A 24,703-nucleotide genomic window follows, 5' to 3' on the forward strand; every position below is an offset into this window, starting at 1 on the left:
TGTAGGAGCTGCCGAAGGCTGCGATCTTTTGATTTTTAAGGCTTCCACTTGGTATGTTCTTGCCGCCACTGGCTCAACTCGATCACTTCCGCCCGCGGCTTGTGCACTTCCACTACTGGCGGCGTGTCGTCGAACGGTGCCGGGTAGGGCGCTAGTTCGATCTGCGCACTGTGCGCGCCAAACTGGGTGATGGTGCCGTTATGCCGGGTTTCGCCGGTCACGGTGAATTCAAAGTTGTACACCCGCGCCAGTCGTCGGCGACCGTTGGCGTCCTTGATGAAACCGATTTTCTTCAGGGCGACGTTGCCATCGAGCAGTTCGACCCGCACGTTCAGGCAATGCTGCTTGACCCGCTCCAGCGCTCGTTCGCGCAAGCCGTGGTTGTGCCATAGCCACGCGCCGGCAGCGGCGAACAGTATCAGCACGAAGATGTTTTCCAGGGTCAGCATCAACATCGAACTCCAAAAGATAGCGTCAGCTTAACTGCGTCGCCGGTCTGTCGTACAGGCTGCGTTTCGTCGCATACTGCGCGGCTTGAATTTCAATCGTTTTACGGAATGACCCGAATGAAACGTACGCCTCATCTGCTCGCCATTCAGTCTCACGTGGTGTTCGGCCACGCCGGCAACAGCGCCGCGGTTTTTCCGATGCAGCGGGTCGGGGTCAATGTCTGGCCGCTTAACACCGTGCAGTTTTCCAACCACACCCAGTACGGTCAGTGGGCCGGCGAAGTGCTGGCGCCGCAGCAGATTCCCGAGCTGGTCGAAGGGATCGCCGCGATTGGCGAGCTGGGCAATTGCGATGCGGTGCTGTCCGGTTACCTCGGCAGCGCGGCGCAGGGCCGGGCGATTCTCAGCGGCGTCGAGCGCATCAAATCGGTCAATCCGAAGGCGCTGTATCTGTGCGATCCGGTGATGGGCCATCCGGAGAAGGGCTGCAGCGTACCGACCGAGGTCAGCGATTTCCTGCTGGAAGAGGCGGCGGCCGTGGCGGACATCATGTGTCCGAACCAGTTGGAGCTGGACAGTTTTTCCGGGCGCAAGCCGCAGTCGCTGTTCGATTGCCTGGCAATGGCGCGGGCCTTGCTGGCGCGCGGGCCGAAAGTAGTACTGGTCAAGCATCTGGATTATCCGGGCAAACCGGCCGATGGCTTTGAAATGTTACTGGTGACGGCTGAAGGCAGCTGGCATCTGCGCCGTCCGTTGCTGGCGTTCCCGCGTCAGCCAGTGGGTGTGGGCGATCTGACGTCCGGCCTGTTCCTGGCGCGGGTGCTGCTGGGTGACAGCTTGGTAGCCGCGTTTGAATTCACGGCGGCGGCGGTGCATGAGGTGTTGCTGGAAACTCAGGCGTGCGCCAGTTATGAGTTGCAGCTGGTGCGGGCGCAGGACCGGATTGCGCATCCTCGGGTTAAGTTCGAGGCGACGGCGATCAGTCTTTAAGACCGCGTTGAATCCAATCGCGAGCAGGCTCACTCCTACAGGGAAACGCATTCCAATGTAGGAGTGAGCCTGCTCGCGATAGCGATTTCTTGACGCTACAAATCTCAGGCGTCGCCCTTGATCTCCTGATACCGCTTCTCCAGCTCCTGGCGAATCTGCCGACGCTGCTGCGCCTGCATGTAACGACGTTTGTCTTCACTGTTCTGCGGTTGCAGCGGCGGCACGGCGGCCGGCTTACGCTGGTCATCCACCGCGACCATGGTGAAGAAGCAGCTGTTGGTGTGGCGCACTGAGCGCTCGCGGATGTTTTCGGTGACCACTTTGATGCCGACTTCCATCGAGGTGTTGCCGGTGTAGTTGACCGACGCGAGGAAGGTCACCAGTTCGCCGACATGGATCGGCTCGCGGAAAATCACCTGATCCACCGACAGCGTCACCACGTAGCGACCGGCATAACGGCTCGCGCAGGCGTAGGCCACTTCGTCGAGGTATTTGAGCAGGGTGCCACCGTGGACATTGCCAGAGAAGTTGGCCATGTCGGGGGTCATCAGTACCGTCATCGACAGCTGGGCGTTTCCGGGTTCCATAACGTTCTCACGGATCAAGGCTGATTGCTGGAAGCACCTCTGCGGGTGCCTGGTCGCTTTTCAAAAGCACCGTTATCGGGACGCCGGGCGACTGGCCGCCGTCACGCCGGAATCGATCTGTTTCCTTATATTGCACCGCATTCCAGGCGGAAGTCGCGGTGTTACCCTGCAAAAGCCCGCCTCAAGGGCAATTCCCACATCAAAAGCGGATTTTTACCTAGCTCGCTCAGACATTTCTGACGTCTGTGCGCGAGCCTCGTCATTCAAGGAGCCCACGCCATGCATGCCATCAGTTTTATTCAAGACCTGGCAGTGATCATGTTGGTCGCAGGTGTGGTGACCGTGTTGTTTCATCGCTTCAAACAGCCGGTGGTGCTCGGTTACATCGTCGCCGGCTTCATCATCGGCCCGCACACCCCGCCGTTCGGTCTGATCCACGACGAAGAAACCATCAAGACCCTCGCCGAACTCGGGGTGATTTTCCTGATGTTCTGCCTGGGTCTGGAGTTCAGCCTGCGCAAGCTGTTCAAGGTCGGCGCCACAGCGTTTATCGCGGCGTTCCTCGAGATCGTCCTGATGATCTGGATCGGCTACGAAATCGGTCGCTGGTTCGACTGGAACACCATGGACTCGCTGTTCCTCGGCGCGATTCTGGCGATTTCCTCGACCACCATCATCGTCAAGGCCCTCAACGATCTGAAGATGAAGAGCGAGCGCTTCGCGCAGTTGATCTTCGGCGTATTGATCGTCGAAGACATCCTCGGCATCGGCATCATCGCACTGCTTTCAAGCATCGCCGTCAGCGGCACGGTCAGTTCCGGAGAAGTGTTTTCCACGGTTGGCAAACTGTCGCTGTTCATGATCGTCGCGCTGGTCATCGGCATTCTGCTGGTGCCGCGATTGCTGGCCTATGTGGCCAAATTCGAAAGCAACGAGATGCTGCTGATCACCGTGCTCGGCCTGTGTTTCGGCTTCTGCCTGCTCGTAGTCAAACTCGAATACAGCATGGTACTTGGTGCGTTCCTGATCGGCGCGATCATGGCCGAGTCGCGACAACTGCTAAAAATCGAGCGTCTGATCGAGCCGGTTCGCGACCTGTTCAGCGCGATCTTCTTTGTCGCCATCGGGCTGATGCTCGACCCGATGATTCTGCTCGAATACGCGTGGCCGATTGCGGTGATCACCGTAGCCGTTGTACTCGGCAAGATGTTGTCCTGCGGTCTCGGAGCGTTTATCGCCGGCAATGACGGACGCACCTCACTGCGCGTGGGGATGGGCCTGTCACAGATTGGCGAATTTTCCTTCATCATCGCCGCTCTCGGGATGACGTTGCAGGTGACCAGTAACTTCCTCTACCCGGTTGCCGTGGCGGTGTCGGTGATTACCACTTTGCTGACGCCGTATCTGATCCGCGCGGCTGATCCGCTGTCGATCAAGTTGTCCGCGGCTGTGCCCAAGCCTCTCGGCCGCGTGCTGGGCATGTATGGCGAATGGCTGCGCAGCATTCAGCCGCAAGGCGAGGGTGCAATGCTGGCGTCAATCATTCGCAAGATCTTGCTGCAAGTCGGCGTCAACCTGGCGCTGGTGATCGCGATCTTCTTCGCCGGCGCGTATTTCGCTGAACGCATCTCGCTGTGGCTGCAAGACTGGATCAGCGATCCGAGCTGGCAGAAGGCGTTGATCTGGGGCGGTGCCTTGTTGGTGTCGTTGCCGTTCCTGATCGCCGCTTATCGCAAGCTCAAGGCGTTGTCGATGCTGCTGGCGGAGATGGGTGTGAAGCCGGAGATGGCCGGGCGTCACACGCAGCGAGTGCGCCGGGTGATCTCCGAAGTGATCCCGATTCTCTCACTGCTGGTGATTTTCCTGCTGCTGGCAGCCTTGTCGGCCAGTATCTTGCCGACCAACAAGTTGCTGGTACTGATCGCCGTGGTCGCGGCCGCCGTGGCGGCGCTGCTCTGGCGCTGGTTCATCCGCGTGCACACGCGGATGCAGGTGGCGCTGCTGGAAACCCTCGACAACCACAAGGAGTCGTCGGGGCACTGACCTGCCGGGGCGGCTGGCTGATCAGCTTTCCAGCCAGACGTCTCGCGCCCAGTGCCACACCGACTCCCAGGTTTCCTCGGCAATCAACTCTTCTTCGGCCTGCCACAACACCACCGTGCCATCCTCTTCGACACAGTAGTAGTCATCGCCGTCCTGACAGATTGGAATCAGGCTGCGATCAACACCGGCATCCCAGGCGTTGGCGGCCACATCCGGCAAGTAGGTGTGGGATTGTGGGTCGGTGACAGTCACCGGTTCGAGGCTACCGTAAACCACGTCGCTGACGGTCAGCAAAAACTCCCTGAAGACAAACGGAATATCGATGAACAGTTGTTCTTCGATTTCGACCAGCAGATCTTCGTCAGGCAACTCCAGGGGAACCGGTACCGGTTCGTTGGCTTCGCGCAGTTGTTCGATGATTTCTTCCACGTCCGGGATCCTCTTGCTTGAATGGCGCGGTTTATATGGGCCGGTTTATACAGTAGCTTGCTATAGATGCAACCGCGAAATAGAAAAACCCCGGACAAGTCCGGGGTTTTTGTTACCGCATGCTTAACGCAGAGGGGATCAGCCGTTCTGGCGGATACCGGCCACCAGCCAAGGCTGGTTGTCGCCCTGCGGACGTTCCATGTTCCAGCTTTCGCTGAACACTTCGCCCTGGTCGAAACGCGAGGTCTTCGACACACCGCTGAAGGTCAGGGTGGCGATGGTCTTGTCGGCGCGGTCATCCACACCATCCAGTTGCACCTGGAGATTGTCGATGTAGGTCGACTGGAAAGCGTCGCCCAGATCTGCACGCTCACGCTTGAGGAACTCAAGCATTTGCGGGGTCACGAACTCGGCGATCTTGTCCATTTCGTTGGCGTCCCAGTGCTGCTGCAGCGACTGGAAGTGGCTGCGTGCAGCTTCAAGGAAGTTCTGCTCGTTGAACCAGGCCGGCGCGTTGATCACCGGACGGGCGGCAGCAGGTGCAGCCGAACCACCGAAGATCGAACCCATGGCGGCAGGCTTTTGCTCGAACACTTCACGCTGCATCGGCGCGCCGGCCGGAGCGAATTGCTCTTGCTGCTTGCGGCGACGCGCGGCGATGAAGCGGAAGATCACGAACGCGATCACGGCCATGATCAGGATGTCGAAGATCTGCATGCCCTGGAAGCCGCCGCCCATGAACATGGACGCGAGCAGGCCACCGGCGGCGATACCGGCCAGAGGGCCGAGCCATTTCGAAGCACCGCCGGCCTTGGCAGCAGCGCCAGCGGCACCGGCAGCACCTGCGGTCGCCGCAGCGCCGCCGACACCTGGAGAAGAAGGAGCCATCTGGCTGGTCTGGTGCGTCGGCGCAGCGCCGGCGCTTTTGCCACCACCAAAGCGCTTGGCGTTGGCGTCGAGGCTCATCGTCAGGCCGATGCACAACGCCATGGCGATGCTAAGAAAACGTTTCATAAAGGGAATTCCCGTTTGTGGAGACACGCGCGCCATGTTGCACAGCTGAAGTGTTACTGGCTAGCGAGAGAGTGTTTCGGGCTTTTGCCTGACAGGTCGCGTTCAGCTTCGCGAGGCAATAAGAGCGTGTACTTTTGGCTGTAGGAAAAGGAGATAGGTTCCGCAGGATTGTTGGTCAGAACACCAAACCCTGTGGGAGCGAGCCTGCTCGCGAAAGCCGCACCGCGGTCTATCAGATAAACCGCAGCGATTTCATTCGCGAGCAGGCTCGCTCCCACAAAAACAGCAAAACTGGTATCAGATTGCTTCCAGCTTGGCATAACCGAGCATCAGCCATTTGCTGCCTTCGCTGAAGTTCACCTGCACCCGTGCCTGTGCGCCGGCGCCTTCGAAGTTGAGGATCACCCCGTCACCAAAGATCGAATGGCGTACCGCCTGACCGAGGCTGAAACCCGTTTCCGGAATCTCGCTGCCGCTGAACAGATTGCTGCCGCTCATCGACTGATTGCCGCCGAACGGTCGGCTGACGCTGTTCGACAAGCGCACTTCCTGAATCAGGCCTTTCGGTACTTCGCGGACGAAACGCGAGACCTTGTTGTAGGTCTCGCTGCCGTACAGGCGTCGGGTTTCAGCGTAGGTCATCACCAGATTCTGCATCGCCCGGGTAATGCCCACGTAAGCCAGACGCCGTTCTTCTTCAAGACGCCCCGGTTCTTCCAGGCTCATCTTGTGCGGGAACAGGCCTTCTTCCATGCCCACGAGGAACACGTAAGGGAATTCCAGGCCTTTGGCGCTGTGCAGGGTCATCAGTTGAATGCTGTCTTCGTGTTCGTCAGCCTGAGTGTCCCCGGCTTCCAGCGAAGCATGGCCGAGGAACGCCGCCAGTGGCGTCAGCTCTTCGTCCTCTTCGGTGTTCTCGAAGTTGCGCGCGGCGCTGACCAGTTCCTCAAGGTTTTCTACCCGGGCCTGGCCTTTCTCGCCTTTTTCCGCCTCGTGATAAGCGATCAGACCGGATTGCTCGATGACGGTTTGCGTCATCAAATGCAGCGGCATTTCCATGCACTTGGCGGCGAGATTTTCGATCAACTCGATAAACGCACCCAGCGCACCGGCGGCGCGACCGGTCAGGCCTTTGTTGGCGACCAGTTGGCGCATCGCTTCCCACATCGACACATCGCTGTGGCGTGCATGGTCGCGAATCGCTTCGACGGTTTTTTCACCGATGCCACGGGCTGGAACGTTGATTACCCGCTCCAGCGCCGCATCGTTGCCACGACCTTCAAGCAAACGCAGATAGGCCATGGCGTTCTTGATTTCGGCACGTTCGAAGAAGCGCTGGCCACCATAAATGCGGTAGGGAATGCGCTCACGCAACAAGGCTTCTTCGAGAACGCGCGACTGGGCGTTGGAGCGGTACAGAATCGCGATATCGCTGCGGGCCAAGCCGGTTTTCAGCGCGCTTTCGATGGTTTCGACAACATAGCGTGCTTCGTCGTGCTCGTTGAACGCGGCGTACAGATTGATCGCTTCGCCGTCGCCGCCGTCGGTCCACAGCTCTTTGCCCAGACGCCCGGTGTTGTTGGCGATCAAGGCGTTGGCGGCCTTGAGGATGCCGGCGGTGGAGCGGTAGTTTTGCTCCAGACGAATGGTCACCGAATCCGGGAAATCGGAAGAATACTGATGAATGTTCTCGATTTTCGCGCCGCGCCAGCCGTAGATCGACTGGTCGTCGTCGCCGACCACCATCAGGCTGTCGCTGCCCTTGCCCAGCAGACGCAACCAGGCGTACTGCACGGCGTTGGTGTCCTGGAACTCGTCCACCAGAATATGCCGGAAGCGTTTTTGATAATGCGCGAGCAGGCCCGGGTGATCGCGCCACAGGTCGAGGGCACGCAGCAGCAGTTCGGAGAAATCGATGACGCCGGCACGCTGGCACGCCGCCTCATAGGCCTCATAGATGCCGCGCATGGTCGCCAGGTACAAATCGCCACTGGCCTGAATGTGTTGCGGACGCAGGCCTTCGTCTTTCTGGCCATTGATGAACCACTGCGCCTGACGCGCCGGCCAGCGTTGCTCGTCGAGGCCGAGCTCGCGGATTACCCGTTTTACCAGCCTTTGCTGGTCATCGCTGTCGAGAATCTGGAAAGTCTGGCTCAGGCCCGCTTCCTGCCAGTGCGCCCGCAGCAAGCGGTGCGCCAGGCCGTGGAAGGTGCCGACCCACATGCCGGCCGGGTTGATCCCCAGCAACTGCTCGATGCGATGACGCATCTCCGCAGCGGCCTTGTTGGTGAAGGTCACCGACAGAATGGAGTGGGGCGAGGCGTTTTCGACCTGGATCAACCAGGCTATACGGTGCACCAGCACTCGGGTTTTACCGGAGCCAGCACCGGCCAGGACCAACTGACGGCCAACGGGGGCTGCTACGGCCTGGCGTTGGGCATCGTTGAGGGAGTTCAGCAGAAGGGAGAGATCATCGCGCATCGGGGCATTCTAGGGTGCGCCGCAGGCCCGGGCAAACCGAGCTTTGCATTAGCCGATGAAACTCCTGTCGATGACGACCGGTCGGTCACTGGCTACAGGCATTGGCCCGCCGCGTTCCCAGGGTTTGGCCGGTGGCAAAGGACGGAAAAGTTTAAGTGAAATTATGATCTTGAGCAGTTTGGCAACGGGATCTGCTTGTGTATGCTCCGTCCACGTTTCGGGCGCACGCCCTCCTTATAAGAACAAGAACGTTGCCCATGACCCTCAGCTCCGAACTGTCGGGCCCCTCCGTGGATCCCCGGGTTATCCGCAAGCACTATGCCGTCGAGATGGCGGTCGAGCGCACGCGTCTGCTGTATCAGGGCTCGTTGTTGCCCACGCTGTTCATGTTGATCAATGGTCTGGTCTGCGCCGCTTTGCTCTGGAGCCCGCAGCGCTATTTCGTGGTCAGCGTCTGGCTGGTGTGGTTGCTGTCACTGGTGGCGTTGCGGGTGATTCAGGTGGCGGCGTTCGATTCGGCGATCCCTGATCGTCAGGCGCAACCGATCTGGCGGCGGATGTTTCTGCTCGGGTCGACCATGACCGGTCTGACCCTGGCCGGTGCCGGCATCGCCCTGGTGCCCGCCGACAACTTCATTCAGCAGGCCTGGGTATTCGGCCTGATCGGCGCCGCAACCCTCTCGGCTAGCGTCGCCTACGCGGTGAGCCTGCCGGCGTTTCTGTCGTTTACCTTGCCCTGCCTGTTGCCGGCGATCGGTTATCTGTTCTGGGGCGGTGACGAGCAGGCGCGCGGTTGGGGCTGGCTCGGTCTGATCCTGCTCGGTTCGCTGAGCGTGGTCGCGTGGCAGGTCAATCGGCTGATTGATCGGGGCTTGCTGCGGCGCTTCCAGAATCAGCATCTGATCGAGCACCTGCAACAGACGCAGTCGCGCAGCGAACAGCTCAATCAGGAACTGGCCAAAGAAATCGACCAGCGCCGCTGCGCCGAGGGCAAATTGCGTGAAGCGCAGGTCGAACTTGAAGACCGCGTTGCCCAGCGCAGCCTTGAACTGGACGCGGCCAATCAGGCCCTTCGCAAAAGCGAAGCGCGGCTGGCGCTGGCGTTGAAGGCCAGTGAGTTGGGGCTGTGGGACTGGAACCTGCAAACCGACGAGGTTCACCACACGCAGATTCAGGAGCTGTTCGGCCTCGCTCCGGAATACGTCACGGCGCTTTTGCGCGACCTCAAGCCACGTCTGCATCCAGACGATGTGCCGACGCTGAAATACGCGTTGATCGAGCACTTGAAGGGGCGCACCGAGGACTATCAGATCGAATACCGCGTACGTCACGGCGATGGCCATTGGGTGTGGATCGAAGACCGAGGCCGCGCCGTAGAGCGCAGCGACAGCGGCCGGGTGATCCGCATGGTCGGCACCCGCCGCGACATCAGCGCCAGCAAAAGCCTCGAAGAGCAGCAGCGCTTGGCGGCGACCGTATTCGAAGCGGCCAGTGAAGGCATCGTGATTCTCGACCCGAACTATGCGCTGATCGCGATCAATCAGGCGTTCAGCCGGGTTACCGGTTACGACATCGAGGACATGCTCGGGCGCAACGTCGTCGAGCTGCCGTGCAGCCGTGATGCCCGCCGCCATTACGTCGCCATCCGTCATGCACTTGAGCAACACGGCAGTTGGCAGGGCGAACTGGTTGAAACCCGCAAGAACGGCGAGCTGTATCCGCAGTGGCTGCAACTGAATGCAGTGCGTGATGGTCGGGGAAATGTCAGCCATATCGTCGGCTTCTTCGCCGATCTGTCAGCACGCCGCGAATCCGAAGAGCGCATGCGCTATCTGACCCATTACGACGAGCTCACCGGGTTGGCCAACCGCTCGCTGTTCCGCGAGCGCTTGCATGAAGCGCATCAACGTTCGCGTCAGGGACGACGCAGTCTGGCGTTGCTGCACATCAATCTGGATCGCTTCAAATTGCTCAACGACAGTCTCGGCCATGAGATTGCTGACCAGTTACTGCAGAAAATGGCGCGCCGGCTGGTCAACGCCTTACCGGAAGCGGATACCATCGCCCGCTTGTCCGGTGACGAGTTCGCCGTACTGTTCGATGCCTACGGCAATCTCTCAAGTCTGGCCCGGGTCGCCACGCGCCTGTCGAGCAAGTTGCGCCTGCCACTGACGGTCGAAGGGCATGAGCTGGTGGTCAGCGCCTCGATGGGCATCAGCATGCTGCCGGACAACGCCCGGGAAATCTCCGCACTGGTCAGCCAGTCGAACATGGCCATGCAACATGCCAAGCATCTGGGCGGGAACAACTTCCAGTTCTACACCGACAGCCTGCAGGCCAGCACCCTTGAGCGCTTGCAGCTGGAAAACCATCTGCGCAAGGCCATCGAAGACAAGCAGCTGAAAGTGTTCTATCAACCGAAGCTGTGCCTGCAAACCGGGCGTTTGAATGCGGCAGAGGCACTGGTGCGCTGGGATCATCCAACCATGGGCCAGGTGCCGCCGGGGGACTTCATCGGGCTGGCCGAGGAAACCGGTCTGATCGGGCCGATCGGCGAATTCGTCCTGCGTCAGGCGTGCTGGCAGGCCTGCGAATGGCAGCGTCAGGGGCTGGAGCCGATTCGTGTTTCGGTGAACCTGTCGGTGCATCAACTGCGTCAGGGCAAACTGGTCAGTCTGGTGCGGCAGGTGCTGGAGGAAACTGGCCTGGCGTCGCACTACCTCGAACTGGAACTGACCGAGAGCCAGTTGCTCGACAGCGTCGAGCACATCATCGCGACCTTCCAGCAACTGCGCGATCTGGGGGTGAAACTGGCCATCGATGATTTTGGCACCGGGTATTCGTCGCTGAGTTACCTCAAGCGCATTCCGGTGGATTACGTGAAGATCGATCAGGCATTCATTCGCGGTTTGGGGGAGGGCAGTGAAGATGCGGCGATCACTCGCGCGATCATTGCCATGGCCCATGGGCTGTCACTGAAAGTGGTCGCCGAAGGTGTCGAGCGCCAGGAGCAGCTGGAATTTTTACGCGCTGAGCGTTGCGATGAAGTGCAGGGTTATCTGATCAGCCGGCCGGTGGAGGCGAGCGGTCTGGCCGGGCTTTTGCGCGAACAGGAAAAACCGTTTTAAGGGCTACATACACCCCATCGCGCCTGATATGGGGACATGGAGTTACGCATTGAGCAGGCAAAAAGCCAATTCATGTAGTATAACTACAAGCGTGCTACATCCTTGCCCATAAGAAGAGTCCAGCCCCTTGAATCTGCTGCAACACATCGCCCAGTCACGTCACCTGTTACGCAAGTCGGAGCTCAAGGTCGCCGACCACGTGCTGCTTGACCCTGCGGCGGTGATGCACAGTTCCATGGCCGACCTGGCCCACAGCGTTGGCATCAGCGAGCCGACCATCGTGCGCTTCTGTCGCGCCATCGGTTGCTCCGGTTTTCAGGATCTCAAACTGAAGTTAGCGCAAAGCCTCGCGGCCGGTGCCAGCTTCGGCCAGTTCGCGATCCATGAAGACGACTCGGTCGCCGACTACAGCCTGAAGATCTTCGACACCACGTTGCACACCTTGATGGAGGTTCGCGAGAAGCTCGATCCGGTTGAGTTGCAGCGTGCGGTGACACTGATGTCGCAGGCGCAGCGGGTCGAATTCTATGGCTTCGGCGCCTCGGGTGCAGTGGCGGCGGATGCGCAGCACAAGTTCTTCCGTTTGCTGCTGACTGCAGCGGCGTATTCCGATCCGCACATGCAGGCGATGTCGGCGGTGACGTTGAAACCGACCGATGTGGCGATCTGTATTTCGCAGTCCGGGCGTTCCAAGGATCTGCTGATCACCGCCAATCTGGTGCGTGAGAGCGGCGCTTCGCTGATTACCTTGTGCCCGAGCCAGACGCCGTTGGCCGAATTGTCGACCGTCAATCTGGCGATCGATGTGCACGAAGACACCGAAATCTATACGCCGCTGACTTCGCGTATTGCTCACCTGGTAGTGATTGACGTGCTGGCGATGGGCGTGGCGATGGCGCGTGGGCCGAGTCTGGTCAATCACCTGAAGAGCGTGAAGCGCAGTCTGCGCAGCTTGCGCTTGTCGCCGAAAGCCGTGAAAGCGCTGGATGACTGAAGTCATCTAAGGTCGTTCCGACCTTAATCGCGAGCAGACTCGCTCCCACAGGGGATCTTCGGGGTACACAAATTCTGTGTCATACCGAGATCAAGTGTGGGAGCGAGCCTGCTCGCGAAGGCGTCCTCAAAAACACCACAACCCTGCGCAAGTTTCATCGCACTGTCATCGACACGCAGCCAAACCGTCATCCCCGCCGCCTATCGTGAAACTCCCGTCATCGCCTTGGGAGACTCGAAATGGCTCAGCCCTACGAAGAACGCAACAGCGCCGCGAAAACCCGTCGTCAGCAGGAAGACCAGCGCCGCATGGAGTTTCGCCGCGCTATCGAAGATCGCTTCGAACTCCGTCAGCTTCAAGCCGAAATCGGCGACTTTCCCGAGATCACTCACTGGCAGGCAGCACCCGCAGCTTCCCGTCGAAGCGCTCAACCAGCGCGCTGATCTGCACGCGCTCGCTACGGATAAACGCCAGGAAGGCGTGCGCCACCGGTGACAAGCGTTTGGCTTTGGCTTGCACCAGACACCAGCTACGGAATAGCGGCAATTCCTCGACCGGCAGCTCGACGAGCCCGCCGGTCGCCAGTTCCAGGTTCAGGGCGTGGCGCGTCAACAGCGCCAGGCCCAGACCCGCCTGAACACATTCACGCTGAGCTTCGGCCGAGGCCACTTCCTGAGTCTGGGTGAAGTGCACGCGTTTCTCTTTGAAGTACTCTTCGCAGGCCAGTCGTGTGCCCGAGCCGGGCTCGCGGATCAGCAGCGTGTAGGGTTCCAGATCCTGCAACCGCAGCGGGCCCATGTGTGCCAGCGGGTGATCCGGGCGCGCCACGGCAACAATCGGGTTGTTGAGGAACGGCAGGAAATCCAGACCCATGTCCTGCGGCACCATCGACATGATCACCAGATCGTCGCGGTTGTCGGACAGCCTGCGAATCACCTGGCCACGGTTGACCACGGTCAGTTGCAGATTCACTTCCGGGTGCTGACGCTTGAACGCGGCGAACAGGTGCGGCACGAAGTATTTGGCGCTGGATTCCACCGCCAGTTTCAATTGGCCCTGCAGCGAACCCTGCATGTCGGACAGTTGCATATCGAGGTTTTCCAGACGCCCGAAGATGTCCCGGCTGGCGCGCTGAAGTGCTTCGGCGGCTTCGGTCATGTAGAGTTTTTTGCCGACGTAATCGAATAATGGCTGCCCGATCAGCTCTTCGAGCTGACGAATCTGTAGGCTGACGGCCGGTTGCGTGAGCGACATTTCCTCGGCTGCGCGGCTGTAAGAGCGTAAATCACACACTTCGTTGAAGATCTGCAACTGACGCAATGTCATACGCATCAATGACTTACGCATTTCTTATAGGCTCTGTCGGCAGGCTGATTGTTTAACTATAAGTCTTTACTTATGGCTAACCCAATTTTTATTCATTTTTGTTAATCCCTCATGAGCGCTAGTGTGGACCTGCGACTGAATTGAAACATTTGGTCACGCGTCGACCTGGGTCTAGCAGGTCGTGGTACCACCGGCTCAAGGGAACCTCCAAGTGATAACAAAGATCCTGATCGCCAACCGTGGTGAGATTGCCGTACGAATCGTGCGAGCCTGCGCCGAAATGGGCATTCGCTCGGTTGCGATTTTTTCCGACGCCGACCGCCATGCGCTGCATGTGAAGCGCGCGGACGAGGCCCACAGCATCGGTGCCGAGCCACTGGCCGGTTACCTGAACCCGCGCAAGCTGGTGAACCTGGCGGTTGAAACCGGCTGCGATGCGTTGCACCCCGGTTACGGTTTCCTTTCGGAAAATGCCGAGCTGGCAGACATCTGCGCCGAGCGCGGCATCAAATTCATTGGCCCGTCGGCGGAAGTCATTCGCCGCATGGGCGACAAGACCGAAGCCCGGCGCAGCATGATCAAGGCCGGTGTACCGGTGACGCCGGGCACCGAAGGTAACGTAGCGGACATCGAAGAAGCCTTGGCCGAGGGCGACCGCATCGGTTACCCGGTGATGCTCAAAGCCACTTCCGGTGGTGGCGGTCGCGGTATCCGTCGCTGCAACAGCCGCGAAGAACTCGAACAGAATTTCCCTCGGGTGATTTCCGAAGCAACCAAGGCCTTCGGTTCTGCCGAAGTGTTCCTGGAAAAATGCATCGTCAATCCCAAGCACATCGAAGCGCAAATCCTCGGCGACAGCTTCGGCAACGTCGTGCATCTGTTCGAACGGGACTGCTCGATCCAGCGCCGTAACCAGAAGCTCATCGAAATCGCCCCGAGCCCGCAACTGACCCCGGAACAGCGCGCCTACATCGGCGACCTGTCGGTGCGAGCGGCCAAGGCGGTGGGCTACGAGAACGCCGGTACCGTGGAGTTCCTGCTCGCCGAGGGCGAGGTGTACTTCATGGAGATGAACACCCGGGTGCAGGTGGAGCACACCATCACTGAAGAAATCACCGGGATCGACATCGTCCGCGAGCAGATTCGCATCGCCTCCGGCCTGCCGTTGTCGGTGAAGCAGGAAGACATTCAGCACCGTGGTTTCGCCTTGCAGTTCCGTATCAACGCCGAAGACCCGAAGAACAACTTCCTGCCGAGCTTCGGCAAGATCACCCGTTACTACGCCCCCGGCGGCCCGGGTGTGCGCACCGACACAGCGATCTACACCGGCTACACCATTCCGCCGTTCTACGACTCGATGTGCCTGAAGCTTGTGGTCTGGGCGCTGACCTGGGAAGAGGCGATGGACCGTGGCCTGCGTGCCCTCGACGACATGCGTCTGCAAGGTGTGAAGACCACCGCCGCGTACTACCAGGAAATTCTGCGCAACCCGGAATTCCGCAGCGGCCAGTTCAATACCAGCTTCGTTGAAAGCCACCCTGAACTGACTAACTACTCGATCAAGCGCAAACCCGAAGAGCTGGCCCTGGCCATCGCCGCCGCCATCGCCGCCCACGCAGGCCTGTGAGGAATACAACAATGTCCAAGAAGATCTTTGTCACCGATACCATCCTGCGCGACGCTCACCAATCGCTGCTCGCCACCCGCATGCGCACCGAAGACATGCTGCCGATCTGCGACAAGCTCGACAAAGTCGGCTACTGGTCGCTGGAGTGCTGGGGCGGGGCGACGTTCGACGCCTGCGTACGGTTTCTGAAAGAAGACCCGTGGGAGCGTCTGCGCCAACTGCGCGCGGCGCTGCCTAACACTCGTCTGCAAATGCTCTTGCGCGGGCAGAACCTGCTGGGCTACCGCCACTACAGCGACGACGTAGTAAAAGCCTTCGTCGCTAAAGCTGCGGTAAACGGCATCGATGTGTTTCGTATCTTCGACGCGATGAACGACGTGCGGAACCTGCGTGTGGCCATCGAAGCGGTGAAGGCTGCCGGCAAACATGCACAGGGCACCATCGCTTACACCACCAGCCCGGTGCACACCATCGATGCGTTCGTCACTCAGGCCAAGCAGATGGAAGCCATGGGTTGCGACTCGGTGGCGATCAAGGACATGGCTGGATTGTTGACCCCGTACGCCACCGGAGAACTGGTTCGCGCGTTGAAGGCAGAGCAATCGCTGCCGGTGTTCATCCACTCCCACGACACTGCCGGTCTGGCGACCATGTGCCAGCTCAAGGCGATCGAAAACGGCGCCGATCATATCGACACCGCGATCTCCAGCTTCGCTTCGGGCACCAGCCACCCGGGCACCGAGTCGATGGTCGCAGCGCTCAAGGGCACCGAGTACGACACCGGCCTGAACCTGGAACTGCTGCAAGAGATCGGTCTGTACTTCTACGCCGTGCGCAAAAAATACCACCAGTTCGAAAGCGAATTCACTGCCGTCGACACCCGTGTGCAGGTCAACCAGGTGCCGGGCGGGATGATCTCCAACCTCGCCAATCAGTTGAAAGAGCAGGGCGCTCTTAACCGCATGGCCGAAGTGCTGGCGGAAATCCCGCGCGTGCGTGAGGACCTTGGCTTTCCGCCGCTGGTGACCCCGACCTCGCAAATCGTCGGCACCCAGGCGTTCTTCAATGTGCTGGCCGGCGAGCGCTACAAGACCATCACCAACGAAGTGAAGCTGTATCTGCAAGGCGGTTACGGCAAAGCGCCGGGCGTGGTCGACGAGAAGCTGCGTCGCCAGGCGATCGGCAGTGAAGAAGTCATCGACGTGCGTCCGGCCGATCTGCTCAAGCCGGAAATGACCAAGCTGCGTGCTGACATCGGCGCCTTAGCCAAGTCGGAAGAAGACGTGCTGACCTTTGCCATGTTCCCGGACATCGGCCGCAAGTTCCTCGAAGAGCGTGCCGCCGGCACCCTCACCCCGGAAGTGCTGCTGCCAATTCCTGAAGCGGGCGGTGTGACAAAAGCGGGTGGCGAAGGCGTGCCGACCGAGTTCGTCATCGACGTTCACGGCGAAACCTATCGCGTCGACATCACTGGTGTCGGTGTGAAGGCCGAAGGCAAGCGTCACTTCTACCTGTCCATCGACGGCATGCCGGAAGAAGTGGTGTTCGAACCGCTCAACGAATTTGTCAGCGGAGGCAGCAGCAAACGCAAGCAGGCGTCGGCGCCGGGCCACGTCAGCACCACCATGCCAGGCAACATCGTCGATGTCCTGGTCAAGGAGGGCGATACCGTCAAGGCCGGCCAGGCTGTGCTGATCACCGAAGCGATGAAGATGGAAACCGAAGTCCAGGCTGCGGTCGCGGGCAAAGTCACCGCGATTCATGTGGCCAAGGGTGATCGGGTCAATCCGGGTGAAATTCTGATCGAGATCGAAGGCTGAGATAACGGCCGCGATCCAACGCTTTAAACCTCGGGGGGGCATGTGCTCCCCTTTTTTTTGCGTATTTTGATCCTGTAGGAGCTGCCGAAGGCTGCGATCTTTTGATGTTGTTTGGCGTTCATAAAACAAGATCAAGAGATCGCAGCCTTCGGCAGCTCCTACAAAGAATGTTGTGTCAGTCAGAACGCCATGCGCCATTGGCCCATTACGCCGTGAGTGCGGCTGTCAGTGGCCATTTCACCCGTGAGACCCACACCGACCGTGTGGTTGGCAGACAGCCCGAGATCGAGGCCTGCATCCACCGACAGGCTGTTGCGATCCAGCGCGGCACCGGCAATTTCAAAGCGTTTGCCGCCCTTGACCAGTTGCTGGCGGGTGTCGCTTTCGATCTCGCCAAAGGTGTGTTTCCAGCCGGCACTGAATCGCGGTGTCAGCGTCATGCCGTTGTCCAGCCGATTGATTTTCGCCGTGCGCAGGCCAAACGTACTGCTGAGGTTGTCGCGGGTTTGTCCGAAGACTTCCAGCGCCGCATCCCCACCGTTTTCACGGTAGCTGTCGCGTTGATAGCGCTGATAGCCGACGCTGGCAAACGGTTCGAGCGTCGCGTTGTGCCGGCCAATGTTGACCGCCAGTTCGGCAAAGGCTTGTTGGGTGTTGACGTCATAGTTGCCCTTGAGGCGATCGCTGAAGCCGTTGAAGGCCACGCGACGTTTGCTGGCGCCGTCATGACTGGCGTAGGTCGCCCCGAGACGCAGTGAGAAGGGGCCGTCCTGACGTGCGGCGTAGGCACCGAGGTGCCAGCTGTCGAGTTCGCCATCGTATTGCCGGGCATCGAGTCTGGTCTGCGATTTACCGCCGACCAGGCCGACATGCCATTGCTCGTTGAGCCGCCAGTCGGCGCCCATGACCAGGCCTTGGGTAGCGTGTTTGAGGGTGCTGTCGAAGTTGCGGTCGACTTTGCCACCATGGCCAAGCGCCTGAATCCACACGCGCCCGGAATCGGCAGCGCCGGCGGCCTGACGCGGCGAGTTGCCGGAACTGTAGGCAGAACCGTAACGGCTATTCAGTTGCTGCATGGCCGAAAGCATGCTCGCGCTCACCGGATTGATGCTGCTCAGTGTGGCTTTGGCGAGGTTGGCGTTGCTGCCGGCGGCGAGTTGTTCGAGGGCGACCGGTGCGGTGGTTTTGTCGCTGGTCAGAAGCGCGGCGACTGCTGCGTTTGCAGGTTTTATTGGCGCAGGTGCGGGCTGTTCGGCGGACTCGTTAACTTGCGCAGTAAGAGGTTCGTCCGGCATTGGCGATGGGACGGACTCTGCAATGGGAGTCGGCGCTGAAGTCGGAACAGGAACAGAAATTGGAGCTGGTGCAGACGCCGTCAATGGCGTTGGTGTCGCTGATGGCGCAGGTGCTGTTGGATCGACAATGCCCTCGGCAGCGGCACGAGCGTTGTCCGTCGTGGCAGCGCTCGAAAGCGGCTCACCGTTACGGGCGTAAGTCAGCCCGACGGACTTTTTGTTGTATTGCGCAGTGGCTGTCATGAAGGCGAGGTCGCTAACGACCGTACCGAATTCGCCTTCTACCTTGCCGGCTTCGAGGATTTTGTACTGTCTGCTTTGCGGATATTCTCCCGGAGCCGCAACGACTTTCAGGGTGGCGCCTTCCAGCTTGGCGGTGCCATCAACCTTGATCGTTTGACTGCCACCGGGGGTTACCTCGTAAGCCAGTTCGGCGGTCGGGGACAAGCGCAAGTCGCCTTTCACGCGCGGGCTGCCTAGCACCTCATTGACGGTGAGCAGGCCGGCGACCTCCAGGCTTCCCACCACACCTTTACCGGCAAAGCTGCCACCGCTCTCGACATACACGTCGCCCTTGATGCTTCCCAAGTTGGTCAGAGCGGTACCACTGTTCACCAGCACACCTTCCTTGAAGTCTCCCTTGGAACTCGACGTCCAGGCTCCTCGAGCGAGAAATAGACCGTTGAAGTTACGTGTGTCTTTCAACTCTCCGCCTTCAGCGGCATTCAAAAAGAGGACGTTATCCCCCTCGCCACCATCCAGCAGGCCCGTAAAGCTTGCGCCGTCCGTGAGCGTGATCAGATCGTTTACAGCGGTACCTTTAAAAGTCTTTTCAGGGGTTTCAAAAGCGATGGGCACCGTACTTGGGGCAGTGAGAAATGCCCTGAGTCGTTCAAGCGCCATTTCTTTATGGCTGGTTTCGGACGATTCTGCAGCATCCATTATTGCGGGTGAATCAGCGACTTCAGAGGGTTGCTGAGCGTTGGCGACCGCTACGCAACCCAGCGCCAGCGAAATGGCCAAAGCCAAGTGTTTTGGTTTGAATATGTGTTGAGTGGGCATCGGGTTGGGCCTTTCTTTGGAAGAAGACCCAACTCTATTGATGCACCCGAAAATCCGATGTCGGCTGCTTCCCGTAGGCTTGCAGGCGACATCGCATCATTTTGTAGAAAATGACCGCGAGATTCGCAACCAAGACTTTTACTCGGCTGCTGCGGTCCTTTTTCCTACAATCAATCCAGCCCCCGCCGACTGTTCAACCTCAAAAACTCATCTGCCACTGCCCGATCAAACCGTGATTGCGGCTGTTGCTGCCGATCTCACCGCTGTATCCCACACCCAGCGTGTGCCGCGCCGAGATCCCCACATCCAGCCCGGCTTCCAGCACCAGGCTGTCGCGATCCAGCGAGCTGCCATCGACACTGAACGCCGTGCCGCCGGTTATAAAGGCCTGACGAGTCGAGCTGCTGACATCGCCATAGGTGTGTTTCCAGCCAGCGGCCATGCGCGGGGTCACGCTCATGCCGTTGTCCAGGCTGCTCAGGTGCGCTAGGCGCAGGCCGAAGGTGCTGCTGAAGTTGTCTTGGGTCTGGCTGTCGACTTGCAGTGCGGCGGCGCCACCTTTTTCCTGGTAGCCGTCGCGGTGGTAGCGCTGATAGCCGAGGCTGGCGAATGGTTCGGCGCTGAGGCGCCCGCTGCCCATGGCATAGCCGAGTTCGGCGAAGGCTTGCTGGCTATCGGCGTCGTAGTCGCCTTTCGGGCGGTCGCTGAAACCATTGAAGGCGATGGTGCGTTTGCTTTCGCCCTGATGGCCGCTGTACGCCGCGCCGAGGCGCAAAGCGATCGGGCCGTTCTGGTGCAGCGCGTAGACGCCGGCGTGCCAGCTCTCGACGTTGCCGTCGACGCCGGTCGCGTCCAGATCGGTTTTCGAATAGCCGCCCAGTACGCCCAGACGCCACGCCGGATTCAGTGCCCAGTCGGCGCCTAGCACGCTGCCCTTGGTGCGTTGCTCCAGACCACTGCTGCCGTGTTCGCCATCGAGCTTGCCGTAGCCGCCGATGCCTTGCAGCCAGAGCCGGCCGCGAGCGTTCGGATCATTCAGGTTGCGCGCCTCGGTCGGCACGCCGTTGGCCGCCAGCACGGGCGTGTCGCGTTGATCGAGGCCGACCAGCAGTCCCGGGCTGCCGCCCATTTGCTGCATCGCCGAGAGCATGCTGTTGCCGACCTGACTGCTGGCGCCGAGGGTGGCGCTGGTCAGGTTGGCGTTGCTGGCGCCGGCCAGTTGCTCGATTGCCGCGCCAGCGCTGCTTTGGCTGGTATTGAGCAGGGCGTTGTACAACGCATTGTTTTTACCGATCGAGGCGAGGCTGTTGGCGGCGTTGCTGCCGTTGCCGGTCGTGGCGAACTCATTGAACGCCACGTCATTGCGGGTGTAGGTCAGGTCGACCTGGGTTGGCGTGTAGGCGAGGGTCGGCGTCAGGAACGCATAGTCGCTGCTGACCTTGCCGAAAGTGCCGTTGACCTGCGCCGCTTGCAGCACGGTGTAGTGGCTCTGCCATGGATAGGTGCCGCTGCCGGGATTCACCGCGAGGGTTGCGCCGTTGAGATTGGCGATGCCGCCAACCTGCACGGGCGCGCTGCTGCCGTCGGCGTTGACACCGTAGGCGAGAGTGGCGGTGCTGCCCATGGTCAAATCGCGAACAATCGTGGCGCGGCCGAGTCCGGTGTCCGTGTGCAAAATGCCGTTAACGTTAAGATTGCCCACCGAGCCGCCACCGGCATACACACCGCCCGCGTCGACGGTCAGGTTGCTAGCGATGCTGCCCTGATTGATCAGCGTTGCGCCGTTGCGCACCGCGCCGCCGTCGCTGAAATCGCCACTGCCGGACAGCGTCCAGGCGCCTTGCTTGACCTCCAACCATTCGAAGTTGCGACTGGCGCCGAAGCTGCCACCGGCCGCATCGTCCATCACCACCCGGTCGTAACCGCTGCCGCCATCCACCACGCCGACAAAGCGACTGCCGTTGCGCAAGGTCAGGCTGTCGTTACCGCCACCCAGATCCAGCGCCAGGCCATTGCTGCCGCTGATCGTGCCGCCGTTGATGACGTTGTCGGCGAAATCACCGACGAACTTCACGCCAAAACCGTTGAGGCCTTGAATGGTGCCGAAGTTTTCCAGCGTGGTCGCCGCCAGTCCCGAGCCGCCGCTGCCATCGTCGACCAGAATGGCGCTGTCGGCACCGCTGATCAAAGCGTTGCTGGCGTTGAGGATGGAACCGCCACCCAGCGCGATACCCTCGCTGCCGTTGGCGAAACCACCCTTGTCCACACCGCCCGCACCGACGCCCTGAATGGTCCCGTAGTTTTCGATGTGGGCGATCTTGTCGATGTCCACGCCGTCGCCGTCACCGTTCGCTTGAAAGCCTGAGTAAGCCCCGGTGATGGTGCCGTGGTTGATCACCGTGCCATCGCCGTCGGAACCGAAGCCGGAACCATTACGGCCGGTGATCTGCCCGTAGTTGATCAGCGTCGCGCCAAGATCGGTGGTGATGCCGTGCCGGCCACCGGAAATCACCCCGTAGTTGGTCACATTGACGCCGCTCGCGGAATCGATATCGATGCCGTCGAATTTCTCGTCGGCATTGTGCGAATCGCCGGTGGAAATCTCGCCGTAGTTGGTAATGGTCGCATTGGCGCCGGTCTTCATGCCGTCACTGGCGTCGCCGCGAATCAGCCCGCCGACGCGGTTGATAATGGTGGTTTTCACGCCGGCACTGCGTAGCGCATCGAGGTCCAGTCCCTGGCCGGTGGTGGAGCGAATCACGCCGCTGTTGTCGATCAACAGACTGCCGCTGACAAAGTTGCTGTCGATGCGCAAAGCATCGTTGGCGCCGAGAATCTGCCCGCCGCTGCGGTTGTAAATCGTGTAGTTGCGCGCCTGGGTCAGGTCACCGCTGCTGTCGATGGCCCGGCCACCGCTGGAAACGATTTTGCCGGCGTTATCGATCACCACACCTTCACTACTGGTCTTGTCTTTCAGGCTCACGGCCTTGCCGCTGTTGGTGATGCTGCCCGGTGCGGAAATCGTCAGCGTATCGCTGCCTCCCAGCGTTTGCGCTGCCGTGGTGGCGGTGTCGATCTGCACGGTTTTGCCGTGGGCTGCCGTGGCGGTGATCAACAGGGCAATGGCGAGAGACAGACGCTGGGGCGGGAACGGCATGGTCGGACGGCCTTTTTGTTATAAGACGGGCCGTCCTGTATAGCGAAGGGTTTTTACAGAATGATGTCGGTTGCTGATCTGCATTGTTTTGCATTCAGATTTCGCTTGTCAGGAGTAAATCTGCATTTTGTTGCAGATTTTGGCGTTCTATCAGGCTTTGAATGCACTACATTGCATCCGGCATCAATGAAGGCTCTGTTGAAATGTATCTAAAAGTAGAGGAAATGAAAGCGTGGGATCTGCAATGAGCCTGACGGTAGCTGAGCGCATGGCGCTCATCGAAAGCATCCAAGAAGCGCTGGCCGACGGGACATTGGACATCAGCGAAGCCGTCCGCCGTTTACGAGTGGAGGTGACAGGGCTGCATCAAATCCAATTCGCTAAGATGTGCAAAATTTCGGTCCGCACGTTGATACACATAGAGCACGCTGAGGGTAATCAGACGTTGAGGTCGTTGGACTCAATATTCCGATTGTTTGGCCTGAAAATGGGCGTCGTGCGGATACGCCGAGAGCCCCATTAAAACCCGACGCAGCCCGCAATGTGCTGATCGCCCTAGCTACGCCGCACATATGCCTTTCCATAATGGCGTTCCATTTTCGCCTGAATCAATTCCAGTCCAATCGACATCAGCCAGTAAATGATCGCCGCCGTCGTCAGCATTTCGATATAGCGGTAGCTTGAGCGTCCATAGGACTGGGCGAGAAACATCACTTCCCAGACGCCCATTACCGAAATCAGCGACGAGTCCTTGAGCATCGAGATGAACTGGTTGGTGGTGGGCGGGATGATCGTGCGCATGGCTTGCGGCAGGGTGATGCGCCAGAAAATCACCGTCTCGCGCATACCCAGTGCCAGCGAAGCTTCGCGCTGGCCGTGGTCGACACCGAGGATGCCGGCGCGGAAGATCTCGCTGAGATAGGCGCCGTAGTTCAGCGACAAGGCAATGATGCCCGCGACGATGGCGCCAGGCACGATGCCCAGTTGCGGCATGCCGAGGTAGATCAGCAGGATCTGGATGAGCAGTGGCGTGCCGCGAAAGAACGAGGTGTAGAAACTGGCGATGCCGAACGCCACGGCGCTTTTCGACAGGCGCGCCAATGCCGTGATGAAGCCCAGCAGGGACGAGGCGACAATCGAGCACATACACAGGAAAAGCGTCAGCGCCGCGCCTTGCAGAAAGCCCTTGGGCGCCAGGTGCAAGCCGACCAGGTTGGGCAGTTTGTCGAGGATGATCGAGAACTTCAGGTCGAAGCTCAGGAAGAACCCGGCGAACAGGCAGAACAGCGCCGCCCATGTCAGGTACAGCCGCGTACGAAAACCGAACAGGCGTTGCAGGCGTGATTCAGCCACCGGTTGTGGTGGCTGTGGAGGTGTCGGGAAAGAAGTCATTGGCTTATATCAGCGCCGATCCATTTTTGTGACAGCTTGCTCAGGGTGCCGTCCTGCTTCAGTTGCGCGAAGACTTCACGCACCTTGGCGTCCCATTGCGCATCACCCTTTTCGATGGCCACCGAATTCGGCTCCGAGTACAGCGGCGCGCCGGCCAGTTTGAAGCGTTTGTCTTCGTTCAGGCGTGGCTGCGCGGTGACGAGGTTGGTGAGGATTGCATCCAGGCGCACGCCGGCGCCCAGGCCCAAATCCTGGAAGGCGACGTTGTCGGTATCGTACGGCGCGATCTGCACGTCTTCGAACGGGTACTGCAACTGCTTGTCTTCGGCACCTTCGATGACCAGGTTCTTGTTCAGATAGCTTTCGTAACTGGACGCGCTGGTGAGGCCGACTTTTTTGCCGCTCAGATCCTTGGCGTCGTGGATCCGCTCATCCTTGGCGTTGACCACGATCACCGCTGGCGAGGCGTAGTACTCGACCGGGAAGTCGAACACTTCGGCGCGGGCCTTGCTCGGCGTCATCGAGCAGATGCAGATATCGTAGCGCCCGCTCCAGCGGCCGGCGGCAATGACGTCCCAGGACGGTGTTTCGAGTCGCAGCTTGACGCCTAACTTGTCAGCCACGGCCTTAGCGACGTCCACATCGAAGCCATCAAGCTGATTCTGGTCATTGAGAAACGAGAACGGTGGGTAGCTTTCCATCAGCACGCCGACCAGTTCTTTCTTTTGCTCGATACGGTCCAGCGTCGTGCCACCAAAGGCTTGCGTGGAGGCGACCAGAATGGTCAGGCCCAAGGCCAGTAGCGGTTGAAATTTCACGGTCGATCCCTGGGTAAAAAAGAGGTTGTTTTTAACGGAATGGTGCGTATTAAATAGTTATAAGAACGACTCTGATAGTGAGTTATTTTCA

At 59.8% G+C, this 24,703-nt stretch carries 18 protein-coding genes; 8 read left to right on the forward strand and 10 right to left on the reverse strand.

Translation table 11 applies throughout. From position 1 onward, the window contains the following. Window positions 1-35 precede the first annotated feature (35 nt). The gene (locus CKW26_RS18340) at window positions 36-449 is read right to left on the reverse strand and encodes a DUF3301 domain-containing protein (protein WP_026000521.1); all 414 of its coding nucleotides are present in this window, start codon (window positions 447-449) and stop codon (window positions 36-38) included. A 117-nt stretch (window positions 450-566) separates the two neighbouring features. Here CKW26_RS18340 and pdxY point away from each other — a divergent pair, with 117 nt between their 5' ends. Then, complete coding sequence (gene pdxY / locus CKW26_RS18345; RefSeq protein ID WP_095049617.1) at window positions 567-1,439, forward strand: pyridoxal kinase PdxY; 873 nt, start codon at window positions 567-569, stop codon at window positions 1,437-1,439. A gap of 104 nt (window positions 1,440-1,543) precedes the next feature. Here pdxY and CKW26_RS18350 read toward each other — a convergent pair whose 3' ends face one another. Further along, the gene (locus CKW26_RS18350; RefSeq protein WP_003229693.1) at window positions 1,544-2,026 is read right to left on the reverse strand and encodes an acyl-CoA thioesterase; all 483 of its coding nucleotides are present in this window, start codon (window positions 2,024-2,026) and stop codon (window positions 1,544-1,546) included. Between the two features lie 279 nt (window positions 2,027-2,305). Here CKW26_RS18350 and CKW26_RS18355 point away from each other — a divergent pair, with 279 nt between their 5' ends. After that, window positions 2,306-4,069 (forward strand): cation:proton antiporter, encoded by a 1,764-nt coding sequence (locus CKW26_RS18355; RefSeq protein WP_095049618.1) that lies wholly within the window; start codon window positions 2,306-2,308, stop codon window positions 4,067-4,069. Between the two features lie 21 nt (window positions 4,070-4,090). On the opposite strand, the gene CKW26_RS18360 is transcribed toward CKW26_RS18355, so the two are convergent. The 3 genes from CKW26_RS18360 to uvrD all read right to left on the reverse strand — a co-directional run bounded on the left by CKW26_RS18360 (window position 4,091) and on the right by uvrD (window position 7,993). Continuing rightward, a complete protein-coding gene (locus CKW26_RS18360; RefSeq protein ID WP_003187120.1) occupies window positions 4,091-4,498 on the reverse strand; it encodes an SMI1/KNR4 family protein in 408 nt (135 codons plus the stop codon). A gap of 138 nt (window positions 4,499-4,636) precedes the next feature. Next, a complete protein-coding gene (locus CKW26_RS18365) occupies window positions 4,637-5,512 on the reverse strand; it encodes a Tim44 domain-containing protein (protein WP_095049619.1) in 876 nt (291 codons plus the stop codon). Window positions 5,513-5,809: 297 nt separating this feature from the next. Next, the gene (gene uvrD, locus CKW26_RS18370) at window positions 5,810-7,993 is read right to left on the reverse strand and encodes a DNA helicase II (protein WP_095049620.1); all 2,184 of its coding nucleotides are present in this window, start codon (window positions 7,991-7,993) and stop codon (window positions 5,810-5,812) included. A gap of 257 nt (window positions 7,994-8,250) precedes the next feature. Between uvrD and CKW26_RS18375 the strand changes: the two genes are divergently transcribed. From CKW26_RS18375 to CKW26_RS18385, 3 genes are all read left to right on the forward strand, one after another. Further along, window positions 8,251-11,121, forward strand: coding sequence for a GGDEF domain-containing phosphodiesterase (locus tag CKW26_RS18375; RefSeq protein ID WP_095049621.1), 2,871 nt, complete (start codon window positions 8,251-8,253; stop codon window positions 11,119-11,121). Between the two features lie 127 nt (window positions 11,122-11,248). Beyond that, window positions 11,249-12,115, forward strand: coding sequence for a transcriptional regulator HexR (gene hexR, locus CKW26_RS18380; protein ID WP_007962240.1), 867 nt, complete (start codon window positions 11,249-11,251; stop codon window positions 12,113-12,115). Between the two features lie 239 nt (window positions 12,116-12,354). Continuing rightward, a complete protein-coding gene (locus tag CKW26_RS18385; protein WP_008078845.1) occupies window positions 12,355-12,558 on the forward strand; it encodes a PA3496 family putative envelope integrity protein in 204 nt (67 codons plus the stop codon). Here CKW26_RS18385 and CKW26_RS18390 read toward each other — a convergent pair. After that, window positions 12,500-13,462, reverse strand: a complete 963-nt coding sequence (locus CKW26_RS18390) for a LysR family transcriptional regulator (RefSeq protein WP_095049622.1) — start codon at window positions 13,460-13,462, stop codon at window positions 12,500-12,502. The genes CKW26_RS18385 and CKW26_RS18390 overlap by 59 nt on opposite strands. Window positions 13,463-13,652: 190 nt before the next feature. On the opposite strand from CKW26_RS18390, the gene CKW26_RS18395 reads away from it, so the two are divergent. After that, window positions 13,653-15,068: an acetyl-CoA carboxylase biotin carboxylase subunit gene (locus CKW26_RS18395; RefSeq protein ID WP_025112637.1), complete on the forward strand. Its 1,416-nt coding sequence runs from the start codon at window positions 13,653-13,655 to the stop codon at window positions 15,066-15,068. An 11-nt stretch (window positions 15,069-15,079) separates the two neighbouring features. Further along, window positions 15,080-16,888, forward strand: a complete 1,809-nt coding sequence (gene oadA, locus CKW26_RS18400) for a sodium-extruding oxaloacetate decarboxylase subunit alpha (RefSeq protein WP_095049623.1) — start codon at window positions 15,080-15,082, stop codon at window positions 16,886-16,888. A 179-nt stretch (window positions 16,889-17,067) separates the two neighbouring features. On the opposite strand, the gene CKW26_RS18405 is transcribed toward oadA, so the two are convergent. Then, complete coding sequence (locus CKW26_RS18405; RefSeq protein ID WP_095049624.1) at window positions 17,068-19,245, reverse strand: autotransporter domain-containing protein; 2,178 nt, start codon at window positions 19,243-19,245, stop codon at window positions 17,068-17,070. Between the two features lie 199 nt (window positions 19,246-19,444). After that, a complete protein-coding gene (locus CKW26_RS18410) occupies window positions 19,445-22,402 on the reverse strand; it encodes an autotransporter domain-containing protein (protein WP_095049625.1) in 2,958 nt (985 codons plus the stop codon). A 244-nt stretch (window positions 22,403-22,646) separates the two neighbouring features. Here CKW26_RS18410 and CKW26_RS30285 point away from each other — a divergent pair, with 244 nt between their 5' ends. Beyond that, entirely contained in the window at window positions 22,647-22,925 is a 279-nt protein-coding gene (locus CKW26_RS30285; RefSeq protein WP_095049626.1) for a helix-turn-helix transcriptional regulator, read from the forward strand. A gap of 32 nt (window positions 22,926-22,957) precedes the next feature. Here the strand turns inward: CKW26_RS30285 and CKW26_RS18420 are convergent, their stop codons facing one another. Further along, a complete protein-coding gene (locus tag CKW26_RS18420) occupies window positions 22,958-23,794 on the reverse strand; it encodes an amino acid ABC transporter permease (protein ID WP_095049627.1) in 837 nt (278 codons plus the stop codon). After that, window positions 23,791-24,612: an ABC transporter substrate-binding protein gene (locus CKW26_RS18425; RefSeq protein WP_095049628.1), complete on the reverse strand. Its 822-nt coding sequence runs from the start codon at window positions 24,610-24,612 to the stop codon at window positions 23,791-23,793. Before CKW26_RS18425 ends, CKW26_RS18420 begins: the two co-directional genes overlap by 4 nt. Between the last annotated feature and the right edge of the window lie 91 nt (window positions 24,613-24,703).

It is taken from the genome of Pseudomonas sp. Irchel s3h9, assembly GCF_900187475.1.
GTDB lineage: Bacteria > Pseudomonadota > Gammaproteobacteria > Pseudomonadales > Pseudomonadaceae > Aquipseudomonas > Aquipseudomonas neuropathica.

Coding starts and splice junctions, on each gene's coding strand:
- CKW26_RS18340 (WP_026000521.1), bottom strand. CDS start 449: ATGCTGACCCTGGAAAACATCTTCGTGCTGATACTGTTCGCCGCTGCC.
- pdxY (WP_095049617.1), top strand. CDS start 567: ATGAAACGTACGCCTCATCTGCTCGCCATTCAGTCTCACGTGGTGTTC.
- CKW26_RS18350 (WP_003229693.1), bottom strand. CDS start 2,026: ATGGAACCCGGAAACGCCCAGCTGTCGATGACGGTACTGATGACCCCC.
- CKW26_RS18355 (WP_095049618.1), top strand. CDS start 2,306: ATGCATGCCATCAGTTTTATTCAAGACCTGGCAGTGATCATGTTGGTC.
- CKW26_RS18365 (WP_095049619.1), bottom strand. CDS start 5,512: ATGAAACGTTTTCTTAGCATCGCCATGGCGTTGTGCATCGGCCTGACG.
- uvrD (WP_095049620.1), bottom strand. CDS start 7,993: ATGCGCGATGATCTCTCCCTTCTGCTGAACTCCCTCAACGATGCCCAA.
- CKW26_RS18375 (WP_095049621.1), top strand. CDS start 8,251: ATGACCCTCAGCTCCGAACTGTCGGGCCCCTCCGTGGATCCCCGGGTT.
- CKW26_RS18385 (WP_008078845.1), top strand. CDS start 12,355: ATGGCTCAGCCCTACGAAGAACGCAACAGCGCCGCGAAAACCCGTCGT.
- CKW26_RS18390 (WP_095049622.1), bottom strand. CDS start 13,462: ATGCGTAAGTCATTGATGCGTATGACATTGCGTCAGTTGCAGATCTTC.
- oadA (WP_095049623.1), top strand. CDS start 15,080: ATGTCCAAGAAGATCTTTGTCACCGATACCATCCTGCGCGACGCTCAC.
- CKW26_RS18405 (WP_095049624.1), bottom strand. CDS start 19,245: ATGCCCACTCAACACATATTCAAACCAAAACACTTGGCTTTGGCCATT.
- CKW26_RS18410 (WP_095049625.1), bottom strand. CDS start 22,402: ATGCCGTTCCCGCCCCAGCGTCTGTCTCTCGCCATTGCCCTGTTGATC.
- CKW26_RS30285 (WP_095049626.1), top strand. CDS start 22,647: ATGAGCCTGACGGTAGCTGAGCGCATGGCGCTCATCGAAAGCATCCAA.
- CKW26_RS18420 (WP_095049627.1), bottom strand. CDS start 23,794: ATGACTTCTTTCCCGACACCTCCACAGCCACCACAACCGGTGGCTGAA.